Source organism: Nonomuraea sp. NEAU-A123 (genome assembly GCF_018603905.1).
Lineage (GTDB): Bacteria > Actinomycetota > Actinomycetes > Streptosporangiales > Streptosporangiaceae > Nonomuraea.
On sequence record NZ_JAHFZZ010000005.1, the window covers coordinates 209369 to 221107 of the forward strand.

Below are 11739 nucleotides of genomic sequence, written 5' to 3' on the forward strand. Positions count from 1 at the left end.
CGGTGAAAGAGGTGTATCAGGACCCTCCGTGCGCGCTCTGGGAAGTCGAGGGGCGACGGAGGGAGAGGGGATGTTCGTCGGAAGAGCAACGGAGCTCGCCCTGGTGCGCGGGGAATTGCGTGCCGCGGGCAACGGCGCCGTGCGGCGGATGGTCATCGAGGGGCCCGAGGGCATCGGGAAGACGGCGCTGATCCGCCAGGTCCTCGACGGGGAGGCGAACGTACGGGTCCTGGCGGCGAGCGGGGACGAGGCCGAGCGGCACCTGCGGTACGGGGTCGTCCGCCAGCTCGCCGACCAGGCGCGGTTCGTCCTGGACAGCGCCGGACCGGGAAGCGGCGGACCGATGGACGCCGGGCCCCGGAGGACCGTCCTGGACAGCATCGGGCTGGGGTTTGGCGGACTGGGGGGCGCCGGCCTGGGGAGGACCGGAGCGGGCGGCTCTGGATCGAGATTGAGGGGCGCCGGTCCGGCGGGGGCGGCCACCAGGAGCGCCGCGGCGCGGGACCTGTGGTCCGTGGGGGAGACCCTGTGCGAGGCGGTCGGCCGCTTACAGGTCGACGGGCCCGTCGTCGTTCTGGTGGACGACGTCCAGTGGGCTGACAGGGCGTCGCTGCGGGCGCTCGGCTACCTGCTGCGCCGCCTGCGCGCCGGCCGCGTGCTCGTGGTGGTCATCTGCCGCAGCATCGCCGACCCATGGCTGCCGGAGGGGCTGCGGCGGCTGCTGACCGGCGAGGGCAGGCTCCGTCTCATCCTCGGCGGCCTGTCCGCCGCGGACCTGGCCGGGCTGACCCCGGACCCGTTGAGCGAACGTGCCGCCAGGCGGCTGCGCGAACACACGTCGGGCAATCCGCTGTACGCCCGCGAACTGCTCGCCACCATCGCGCCGACCACGCTGGCCGATCCCGGCGCCCGGCTGCCCGCTCCCGAGGGTTACGCCCGGTCCTTCACCCGCCGCCTCCGCGCGTGCGGTGCGGAGACGCGCACGCTCGTCGCCGCCTGTGCCGTGCTCGGTGAGCCCAACCCGCTGCACGTGGTCGCCTCGGTGGCCGCGATCGCCGGTGAGCCGCTGACCGCGCTCGAGGAGGCGGTCAGCGCCGGGCTGCTCGACGAGCTCCCCGGACGCTTCGTCGCCTTCCCCGACCCGCTGGCCGCCGCCACCGTCTACGGCTCGCTCGGCGCGGGCGTCCGCGCGCGGCTGCACCTGGCCGCCGCCCGGGTCGTCGAGGCCACCGGTACGGCACTGCGCCACCGCGCCGCCGCGGCGGGCGGGCCCGAACAGCCGCTGGCCGAGGAGCTGGCCAGGTACGCGGCCAAGGAGGCCCAGCACGGCCTCTGGCTCGACGCCGCCGCCCACCTGGAGCTGGCCGCCGGGCTCTGCGAGTCCACGGCCCGGCGCGACGAGCTACGTACCGCCGCGTTGAAGCACCTGCTGCTGGGCGGCGACGTCATCCGCGCGGCCGAGCTGGCCGCCGTCCGCAACACCGACCCGCGGCCCGTGCGCCGCTACATCCTGGGACGGCTCGCGCTGGCCGCCGGGCGGCTCGACGAGGCCGCCGAACTGCTCGCGGGGGCGTGGCGGGATCGTTCACCCTGCTTCGCCGCCGACACGGCCGAGCAGCTCGCCTGGCTGCACCTGGTCAAGGGCGATCCCGCCACCGCGGCGACCTGGGCCCGCCTGGCGACCGGCCAGCCGATCAAGAGCACGACCGGCCGTCCGTACGACGTGCTGGCCCTGAGCACGGTTACCCTCGGCGCGGAGAGACGCCGCGAACCCGCCGAGCCCGACGAGGCGGGGCGCGGAGAACATGCCGGGCCCGATGACGAGGGACGCCCGAAACATGCCGGGCCCGACGAGGAGAGGCGCCCGGAACGTGCCGAGCTCAGCCCGGAGGGGCACCGGGAACAGGCTGAGCTCGCCGCGTCGCCCGGCGATGGCGGGCGGGCGGCGGCGGTCTTCGGCGGCGAACCCGCGGAAGAGGGGATCTCGGCGGCCGTCGGGATGCTGCGGGAGGGCGAGGCCGGTGCGGCGGTCGGCGTGCTGGGCAGGGTCGTGACGGCGCGGGATGGGGCGGGGCTGCCGCACCAGCGCCTGGTCGGCAGCGCGCTGCTCGCCGTGGCCGAGCACGGCGACGGGCGCTGGGAGGACGCGCTGACGGGGGCGGAGCGGGCGCTGGCCGAAGCGGAGGGGCTCGGCCAGCGCTGGCTGCTGCCCACCCTGCACGTCGCGTGCGTCGCGCCGCTGGCCGCGATGGGAGAGCACGAACGGGCTCTCGCCCACGCCACCGCCGCCAGGGCCGTCGCCCGCTGCCAGCGCAACGTGATGGGCGAGACCCAGGCGGACCTGGCGCTGGCGCTGCTCGGCGCCGGAACCGCCCCGGCGGGCGCCGACGACCCGTTCGTCCCCGACCACCGGCCGCAGCTCATCGAGACCCTCGTCGCGGAGGGACGCCTGGAAGAGGCCGAGACCGAGCTGGCCGCGCTGCCCGGCGATGGCGCGCGGGCGCGGGCGCGGCGGGCCAGGCTCACCGGGCTGCTCTTGGCGGCCAGGAACGTTCCAGCGCGGGCCGAGGAGAGCTTCACCACCGCCCTGGGCTTCCTGGACGGCGCCGGCTGCCCGCTGGAGGAGGCCCGTGTCCTGCTGGACCTGGGCCGGTTACAGCGGCGTACCGGAAGGCGCAGGGCCGCCGCCGCCCGGCTGCGGGCCGCCGAGGCCCTCTTCGCCCGGCTGGGCGCCCGCCCGCTCGTGGCCGCCTGCGCGCAGGAGCTGGAGGCGTGCGGCCTGGAACCGCCGGGCACCGTACGGCTGGGGCTGACGCCTCAGGAGTACAGCACGGCCAGGCTCGTCTCCAGCGGCCTGACCAACCGGCAGATCGCCCGGGAGCTGCTGATCAGCGTCAAGACCGTCGAGTACCACATCGGCAAGATCTACACCAAGCTCGGCATCGGCTCCCGGGTCGCGCTCGCCGCCAAGCTGGCCGCGCTGGAGGAGAGCGCCTGACCCGCCCACAGAGACCACGACGCCGCGCCGGAGGAGGGGACCGGCGCGGCGTCGTCCCCAAGAGAGGCGTCTCTTAGAGACGCGTCCACGAGGTGACGATCGGCGCGCCTCCGTCCGGGGCGACACGGAGCCGTAGCGGGCCGCGGGTCAGGCCCTCGGCGGTGAAGCGGCCCAGCTCGTCGGAGCGCACGCGCAGCTCCTCGTCGCGCCGCTGGACATCGATCTCCGCGGGTCCCTCCGGTGACAGCCGCCCCACCACCCGGGCCGCGAAGACCTCCAGTTCCACCGCCACGCCGCCCGCCTCGAACGTGAGCAGCCGCGGCAGTCCGGCGCCCCTGACCCTGGTCGAGGGCTCCTCGTCCCAGGAGTCGAAGGTGAGCGCGGCCAGTTCGGTGTCCAGCGTTCTCAGCGTGAACGCCTGCATGGCGTCGTCGAGCAGCGCGGGAGGTACGGGGTCGAGCAGGCCGGCGATCTCGCGCAGTTCGTCCTCCAGCTCGTCTTCCAGGTCGAAGCCCTCATCGTCCATATGCCTCACCTGCGTATTCCGGTCACTCCGCGTTCGGACACCAGCGTGCGCAGCCGCTGGAGGCAGCGGGCCCTGATCGGGCCGATGCTGCCCACCGCGATGCCCAATCCTGATGCGATCTCCTGATAGGTGGGGCGCGGAGAGGCGATCAGCAGCCGCAGCAGGCGGCGGCAGCGGTCCGACAGCTCCTCGAAGGCGCCCCACATCACCAGCGCGCGCTCGGCGTCGGCGATGGCCTCCTCCGCCTCCAGGATCAGGTGCTCGGGGGAGCGCTCGTCGATGTCCATCCCCAGCAGCCCCATGTCGCTGACGGGCGTGGCCCGCCCGCTCGCGCGGATCACCCGCAGCGCCTCGTGCCGGGCCGTGCTGGCCAGCCAGGCACCTACCTTGTCCGGGTCCCTGAGCCTGGTGAGGTGCTCCGCCAGCCGGAACCACGTCGTCTGGCAGACGTCCTGCGCGTCGGACCCGTTGACGAGATAGGCACGCGCCACCGCCCACACCAGACCGCTGTGGCGCTGGTAGAGCTCCTTCCAGGCGCCGGCGTCCCCATCCGCGGCTGCTCTGACGAGGGCTGCGGTGTCGTCCACGGCGGTCCTTCCCTGTCCTGGAGCGGGATGCTCATGATATTTCCTGAGACGCTCCAGAACAGGGAGTGGTTGAGTCATCGCAGAAAACCACTGAGATCAGGTATCGCCAGCTGTCCCGAGATGAGCTCCCCGGCCGCCTGCCGCGAACTCGCCCCGGCCTCCGACATGCGCGCCGCGATGAGACCGGCGATGAACGGCGTCGCGAACGACGTACCGCTCCACTGCGCGATCCCGCTGAACTTGACCACATCCCCCTCCGACAGCGGCGCGACACAGGTGCAGCCCGGATACAGCGGCACGACCGGGTGGAAGCGGCAGGTCGTGTTGTGCGGATAGTCGTACTCGTAGTCGCCCGAGGTGTAGGCGTTGACCAGTCGCTCTCCCGGCGCGAACACCGCCACCCAGTCACCGTAATTACTGAAGCACGCCCGGCCGAGCCCGTCCTCGCGCAGCGCGCCCACCGACAGGATCACGTCACCGGTGGCGTTCACCGCCTCCGCGGCGAACGCGGCCGGCCAGAACGGCTCGGTCTCACCGTCGTTGCCGGCCGCGGCCACCAGCAGCGTCTCGGGGTGATCGGCCAGTTCGCCGACGAAGTCGGTCAGGCCGAGCAGCGCCTGGGCGTCGTTCGTCCTGGTGCCCGCCGACAGTGACAGGATGTCGGGCCAGCCGTGGGTGTCGAGCGTCTGCAGGAGGAGCAGGCCGAGCTGGTCCTCCTCGACCGCGCCGCCGTACGGGAAGCCGTTGTGGACGCGTACGTCCGTGCTGGGCGCCACGCAGCGCAGCACGCCCGCGATGAACGTGCCGTGGCCGACGTACGGCTTGATGAAGCCGTCGGCGTCCACCTCTTCGGCCTGGGTGGTGACGTCGCCGTCGACCATCGGGATGTTCGGCTGGCCGGAGCTCTGCGCCAGCCACTGGTGGTCGAGGTAGTCGTGCACGAGCCCGGTGTCGATCACCGTGACGTGCGCGTCCTCGCCCCGGTCGCGGCCGGCGATCGGCGGCTTGAGCGGCTCGCCGCTGGGCATCGGCTCGTCCCCCGGGCACAGGTTGACGCCCGAGACCGTGACGAAGTGGACCAGCGTGCTCTGGATCCCGGCCTCCCTGAGCAGGCCAAGACTGCGGAAGACGTCCCGGGAGCCGATGGACAACCTGCGTACCGTGACCCGCCGCGCGTCCTGGTCCGGGGGCCAGACCACGCGAACCGGCTGCGGCGACGGAAGGGCGGCCTGGAGGCGGTCGATGGCACGTTCCACATCGGGCGCGCGGACCAGGAGGTGCTCGGCGAGATAGGCGAACCGCGGGAGGACATCGGACTCCGGCGTCGCGCCCTGCGGCCCGGCCACCGCCAGCCTGCCCTCCGGCAGCGCCTCGTTGAGGATCTCGAGCTGCTCCCAGAAACGCATGTCGCGTCCGTAGCGTGGTGTGCTCATCTTTCGGGGCCTCCTCGGTGGGTGACTGCGGGCTTGCCATGTATGAGCGGCGTACCGCGTCCCTGATACATGTGCCGCATGGACGCCCGGATGGCCCGCATTTACCATCGACTCCGTGTCTGGGGGAACGGCGAGGGATTCCCGGATTCCGGCTGATCCGCACGATGTGCTGGCCATGGTCTTCGCGCGTCCGCGCCAGGCCATGACGGCCGCCACGGCCATGCTCGCCGACGGGCGGGGGCCGTACGAGACCTCGATCGCGCATCAGGCGATCGGCATCCTGCGCCGCGAGTTCGGCGACCTCGACGCGGCGATCCGCGAACTGCGGCAGGCGGTACGGCTGGCGCGCCGCTCCGGCTCGCCCGACCGTGAGGCCGACGTGCTGGCCACGCTCGGCATCGCTCTCCTCCAGCACGGCCGTACCCGGCCCGGCCTGTCCGCGCTCGACACGGCGGCCGCCCTCGCCGGCGGCACCACCAGGGCGCGGGTGCTGTTCAGGCGCGCCGGGGCCCGGTGGATCCTCGGCCGGCACGGTGAGGCGCTCGACGACCTGGAGATCGCCGCTCCGGCGCTGCTCGGCGCGGGCGACACCGTGTGGGCGGCCCGCGCGCTGACCCTGCGCGGGCACGTCCGGCTCGCGCGTGGCTCGGTCGCCCTGGCCGATGAGGACTTCCGGGTCGCCCAGCGGATGTTCGCCACCACCAGCCAGGAACACGACTCGGTGGTCGCCATCCAGAACCGCGGCGTCGTCGCCTTCAGGGCGGGTGACCTGCCGGCCGCGCTGGACCTGCTCGACGAGGCCGACCGGGGTTTCCAGGCGCTCGGCACCCCGATGTTCGACCTGGCCGCGGACCGGTGCGCGGTACTGCTGGCGGCCGGGCTCGCGCGTGACGCGCTGGAGCAGGCCGACGGTGCGCTGGGGCACCTGGCGCGGCTGCGGGGGCAGGCGACCATGCGGGCCGAGCTGCTGCTCATCGCCGCCCGGGCGGCGCTGCTGGCCGGGGATCCGGGTACGGCGCGGGCGCGGGCGGGGGAGGCGCGGGCGCTGTTCGCCGGCCAGCGCCGCGCCTGGTGGGCGGCACACGCCCAGCTCATCCTGATCCAGACCGCCCTCACCGAAGCCACGGCACCGATCGGGCGAACGGCTGGTGGTGGGGCGGTCTCCGGATCCTCGGCTGGGCAGTCCGACGGTGGTATGGGGTCGGGGGGTGGGGTGGTGTCCGCCAGGTCGCTGGGCGAGGCCGGGCGGCTGGCGGCCAGGCTGGCCACGCTCGGCTCGCCTGAGGTGTGGCAGGCTCACCTGCTCGCGGGCCGTACGGCGCTGGTGCTCGGCAGGGCGCGGGAGGCGGATCATCACCTGGCGGAGGCGGCGCGGGCCCGTCATCGTGGTCCGGCGACGGCCAGGGCGGGTGGCTGGCTGGCCGAGGCGCTGCGGGCGGCGGCGGCGGGGCGGCCCCGGCGGCTGCTGTACGCCTGCCGGGCGGGACTGGCGCTGATCGAGGAGCACCGGCTCGCGTTCGGGTCGTCGGAGCTGCGGGCCCTGGCGACCGCGCACGGCGCCGAGCTGGTCACGCTCGCCCAGCGGCACTGGCTGCGCGCGGGACGGCCCCGGCACCTGCTCGCCTGGACCGAACGCTGGCGGGCGACCTCGCTGGAGGTGCCTCCCGTACGCCCGCCCGACGACCACTGGCTGCTCGCCCAACTCGCCGCGCTGCGCGAGACCGACCACCTGCTGGGCCGGGCACGGTCCGAGGGCAGCTCGTCGGCGGCCACGCTGGAACGCGACCGGGACCGGCTGGAGGCCCGGGTGCGGGCCGCCACGCTGCGCGTGCGCGGCGCCGGTGCCCGCGACGACGACCCGGGCCCCGGCGGCCGGCGGCTCCTGGCGGCGATCGGCGGCGGCCGGCTGGTCGAGCTGGTGGTGGTCGACGGGGTGCTGTACGCGCTGCTGTGCGGTGACGGCCGGGTACGCCGGTTCACGGTCGGTCCCGCGGCGGCGGCGGTCACGGAGATCGAGTTCGCCAGATCGCGGCTGCGGCGGCTGGCCTACCAGGACCGCACCGCCCCACAGGAGCTCGCCCGCCTCGGCGCCCGCCTGGAACGCGCCCTCCTGGGACCGGTCGCGACTCGTCTGGGCAACGAGCGGCAGAGCGGCGGGCCGCTTGTCGTGGTGCCGCCGAGCACGTTGCATGGGGCGCCCTGGGGGTTGTTGCCCGCGCTACGCCGCAGGGCCTTCAGCGTGGCGCCGTCGGCGGCGGCCTGGCTGCGCGCCAGAACGGCCGTCCCGCCCGCCGACGGTGGTGTGGTGCTCGTCCGCGGGCCCGGCGTGGCGAACGCCGACGGCGAGGTGCGCTCCATCGCCGAGCTGTACGCCGAAGCCGCAGGACCCGCCACTGTGCTGGCCGATGGTTCGGCGACGGCCCAGGGTGTGCTGGCGGCCATCGACGGTTGTCGTCTCGCGCATCTGGCGGCGCACGGGACGTTCCGGGCCGACAGTCCGTTGTTCTCCTCGCTGCTGCTGGACGATGGCCCCCTCACCGTCTACGACCTCGAACGGCTGCGGCGCGCCCCCTATCGGCTCGTGCTGTCGAGCTGCGACTCCGGGCAGGTGGCCGCGGTGGGGGCCGATGAGGTGCTCGGGCCGGCCACCGCGCTGCTCCGCCTCGGTACGGCCGGCATCGTGGCCAGTGTCGTGCCGGTGAACGACGAGGCCGCGGTGCCCGTCATGGTGGCCCTGCACGACGGGCTGCGGCGCGGTCTCAGCCTGGCGGAGGCGCTCTGCGCGGCCCGCGGCGACGATGTCTCGTTCATCGCGATCGGAGCGGGCTGAGAACAGTGGCTGATATCAGTGGCTGACAGGCGGCCCGACTCGGTGGATGCTGGCACGGGGAACGCTGACACGCTGGATGACGTGGAGGTGACAGTGCGGGGTTACACGGTGGTGTCCCTGCCTTGATCGTATGTGGTTGATCATGTGAGAATTCGCCAGTAGAGGCAGCAATGCCGGTTTGGGGGGGTCGTCGCCCATGATCCGCATGCCCATGGGATGGCTCTAGGATGGCGGACGACGAGCTGGACGAGGCGTTCGAGCTCGGCATGGCGTGCGCGCTGGCCGCGGAGTGCGGCAGGGATCTACGTCGTTGCGCCCAGATGTACGGCGGGCTGTTCCCGCCGGCGGCTTTCGACGCGGACTTCTACGCCGCTCTGGCGCTGACCGGCGCCTTCAGCGCGCCGTGGGCCACGTCCCACGCGCTCAAGATCGTCAATCGGACCGCGCTCTGGGTGTCGGCCGTCGACCGGCTGGTGGGCCACACGACGACGACGCGTTCCCAGGTGACCGCCCTGGCCCGTGACTGCCTGGCCGTGGCCGACGGCGCGGTGCCGCGGGCGGCGGTCACCCGGTTCCTGGCCGACCTGCGTGACGAGCTGGCGACGGTCAAGGACTTCGAGGACCATCGCGTGCTCTGGCGGGATCAGCTGGCCGGCATGTTCGAGGCGATGGCCAGGGCGTGGGTGTGGCGCGACACCCGGGTCATCCCCACCTTCGCCCGTTACCTGGACAACGCCGACAGCCGGGGATCCTGCTTCGTGGACCTGTCGCACTGGATCTACGCGGGCGACGAGTGGGCCCGGCATCATCTGGGGGAGCTGCGGACCGTCAGCGCGCACGTGCAGCGCTACCTGCACCTGCTGGGCGACCTCGCCTCCTATCGCAGGGACGTCAGCTGGGGCGACCTCAACGTGCTCATGCTCGGCGTCAGCCGTGCCGAGGTCACGGACGCGATGGCGGAGCTGGCGCGCGAGGCGTTGGAGCTGCTCAAGCCGGTACGCGAGCGCAGCCCGCGCACCGCCGCGTACCTGCGGCGACAGATCGGCTTCAACGCGGGGCTGCACGGTATTTCCGGTTAGGCCCTCTGAAGCCGTTACGGTCTCGCAACCTGCCATGACAGGGGCCTTTACCGCGGTGGACACCAGGAGCGAATAACTGGTCTAGATACGACAAACCGTGACATATTCATTCCTGAGGATGATTGTGGCTTGAGTGGAATATGTGGCGTTGCTAGGGTGTCTCGATGCCAGGCATGTGATTCGACCTTTTCTCTGCTCCTTGACAGGTTCCACTGACCACGGCTCCTCGGGGCGGATTTGTGCATGCGCGGCACGGCCGCGGAGGGATGTACAGGCGGTGCTGGATGGACTTCGGTCGCTCTGATCGATGGAGGTTGCCGACCGCGATCAAGATCCTGATCGCGGGCGGGTTCGGCGCGGGCAAGACGACGATGGTGGGCGCGGTCTCCGAGACCCGCCCGCTGCGTACGGAAGAAGCGCTGACGCACATCGGCTCGGACATCGACGACCTCTCGGGCGTCGAGGCCAAGCCGACCACGACCGTGGCCATGGACTTCGGCCGGATCACGATCCGGGACGACTACATGCTGTACCTGTTCGGCACGCCCGGGCAGGAACGGTTCTGGTTCGTCTGGGACGAGCTGGCGATGGGCGCGCTCGGGGCGGTGGTCCTGGCCGACACGCGGCGGCTGGCCGACTGCTTCCCGGCCATCGACTACTTCGAGCGGCGCGGGCAGCCGTTCGTGGTGGCGCTCAACTGCTTCGAAGGCGCGCGCCCCTTCACGGTCGGCGAGGTACGGCAGGCGCTCGGCCTCGACCCCGACATCCCGATCGTGCGCTGCGACGCCCGCAGGCGGGATTCCGGCCGGGAAGTGCTCATCACGCTGGTCGAACACGCCATGAACAGAGGAGCCACTCCGGTCGGGACCATGTCGTGACCACGAGCGGCTACCTTTGACCGATGGAGGAGATCGACCGCCAGATCATCACGCTGCTGGCCCGCGACGGCCGGATGAGCTTCACCGATCTGGCCCGGGAGACCGGGCTCTCGGTATCCGCCGTGCACCAGCGGGTCCGCCGCCTGGAGAAGCGCGGAGTCGTTCGCGGCTATGCCGCGATCATCGACTATGACGCGATCGCGCTGCCGATGACGGCGTTCGTGTCCATCAAGCCGATCGACCCCGCCGCGCCCGACGACGCGCCCGAGCGGCTGGCCCACCTGACCGCGATCGAGGCGTGCCACAGCGTGGCCGGCGACGAGAGCTACATCCTCAAGGTGCGCGTCGCCACGCCGCTGGCGCTGGAGGAGCTGCTGCAGCACATCCGCGCGTCGGCGAACGTCTCCACGCGCACCACCGTCGTGCTGAGCACCCCGTACGAGCACCGCCCGCCCGAGGTGGCGGCCGACGGCGCCGGTGAGCCGATGTCCAGTCCGGCGCCTCCTTCCTGACGACGGTCCACACTGCATCTGTTCGGCAATGCCGAACCACGGTACGGTGTGAGGCGTGGGAGAGACCATCCAGTCCGTCGAACGGGCCGCCGGCATCCTGAGGCTGCTCGCCTCCGGCCCGCGCGAGCTGGGCGTGGCCGAGCTGGCCCGCGCGATGGGCCTGCCCAAGGGCACGCTGCACGGCATCCTGCGCACGCTGGTCCACGTCGGCTTCGTCGAGCAGGACGCCGCCACGGGCCGCTACCGGCTCGGCGGCACGCTGCTGCACCTGGGCAGCAGCTACCTCGACGTCAACGAGCTGCGCACCCGCTCGCTCAACTGGGCTGACGCCCTGGCCGGGCGCAGCAGGGAGAGCGTGTGGATCGGCACCGCGCACGAGGGCGGCGTCCTGGTGGTCCACCACGTGTTCAGGCCCGACGACAGCATGCAGGTCCTGCAGGTCGGCACGCTGCTGCCCGCGCACGCGACCGCGCTCGGCAAGGTCCTGCTCGCCTACGACCCGTACGGCGACGCGGGGGCGGCGTTCGACGCGCCGTCCGGCACCACGCCCCAGGCGACCGCCACGGCGACACGCGGCGACGAGCCCGCGGCCGAAGGGCTGCCCGCCTTCACGCCCAGGACCATCACCGGCGCCGACGACCTGGCCAAAGAGCTGGAGCTGGTCCGCGGCCGGGGCTGGGCCTGCGACGTGGAGGAGCTGGTCGAGGGCGAGGTCTCCATCGCCGCCCCGATCAGGGACGGCCGCGGCGTCACCGTCGGCGCCATCGGCGTCAGAGGCGCGGTCGAGCGGCTGGCCGACGACGGCGAGCCGCACATCACGATCGTCTCCTACGTCCGCGACGCCGCCCGCGCCATCACCCGCGACCTGAGCCGGTGACGTGTTGACCCGCAACCCC

General features: G+C 72.9%; 9 protein-coding genes. 6 read left to right on the forward strand and 3 right to left on the reverse strand.

The genetic code is table 11. From position 1 onward, the window contains the following. Positions 1-70: 70 nt before the first annotated feature. On the forward strand, positions 71-2998 hold the full coding sequence (locus KLK06_RS16680) for a LuxR family transcriptional regulator (RefSeq protein WP_214636380.1): 2928 nt from the start codon (positions 71-73) through the stop codon (positions 2996-2998). Between the two features lie 73 nt (positions 2999-3071). Here KLK06_RS16680 and KLK06_RS16685 read toward each other — a convergent pair whose 3' ends face one another. From KLK06_RS16685 to KLK06_RS16695, 3 genes are all read right to left on the reverse strand, one after another. Further along, positions 3072-3524 carry a hypothetical protein gene (locus KLK06_RS16685; RefSeq protein ID WP_214636381.1) on the reverse strand — a complete coding sequence of 151 codons (453 nt, stop codon included), beginning with the start codon at positions 3522-3524 and terminating at the stop codon, positions 3072-3074. A gap of 5 nt (positions 3525-3529) precedes the next feature. Beyond that, positions 3530-4111, reverse strand: a complete 582-nt coding sequence (locus KLK06_RS16690; RefSeq protein WP_214636382.1) for an RNA polymerase sigma factor — start codon at positions 4109-4111, stop codon at positions 3530-3532. A 74-nt stretch (positions 4112-4185) separates the two neighbouring features. Next, positions 4186-5544 carry a S8/S53 family peptidase gene (locus tag KLK06_RS16695; RefSeq protein WP_214636383.1) on the reverse strand — a complete coding sequence of 453 codons (1359 nt, stop codon included), beginning with the start codon at positions 5542-5544 and terminating at the stop codon, positions 4186-4188. 115 nt (positions 5545-5659) lie between these two features. On the opposite strand from KLK06_RS16695, the gene KLK06_RS62340 reads away from it, so the two are divergent. From KLK06_RS62340 to KLK06_RS16720, 5 genes are all read left to right on the forward strand, one after another. Continuing rightward, positions 5660-8374 carry a CHAT domain-containing protein gene (locus tag KLK06_RS62340; protein ID WP_214636384.1) on the forward strand — a complete coding sequence of 905 codons (2715 nt, stop codon included), beginning with the start codon at positions 5660-5662 and terminating at the stop codon, positions 8372-8374. A gap of 227 nt (positions 8375-8601) precedes the next feature. Then, the gene (locus tag KLK06_RS16705; protein ID WP_214636385.1) at positions 8602-9453 is read left to right on the forward strand and encodes a terpene synthase family protein; all 852 of its coding nucleotides are present in this window, start codon (positions 8602-8604) and stop codon (positions 9451-9453) included. A 284-nt stretch (positions 9454-9737) separates the two neighbouring features. Continuing rightward, complete coding sequence (locus KLK06_RS16710; protein ID WP_214636386.1) at positions 9738-10331, forward strand: ATP/GTP-binding protein; 594 nt, start codon at positions 9738-9740, stop codon at positions 10329-10331. A gap of 23 nt (positions 10332-10354) precedes the next feature. Then, complete coding sequence (locus KLK06_RS16715) at positions 10355-10843, forward strand: Lrp/AsnC family transcriptional regulator (RefSeq protein WP_214636387.1); 489 nt, start codon at positions 10355-10357, stop codon at positions 10841-10843. 55 nt (positions 10844-10898) lie between these two features. Continuing rightward, complete coding sequence (locus KLK06_RS16720; RefSeq protein WP_214636388.1) at positions 10899-11720, forward strand: IclR family transcriptional regulator; 822 nt, start codon at positions 10899-10901, stop codon at positions 11718-11720. Positions 11721-11739: the final 19 nt, after the last annotated feature.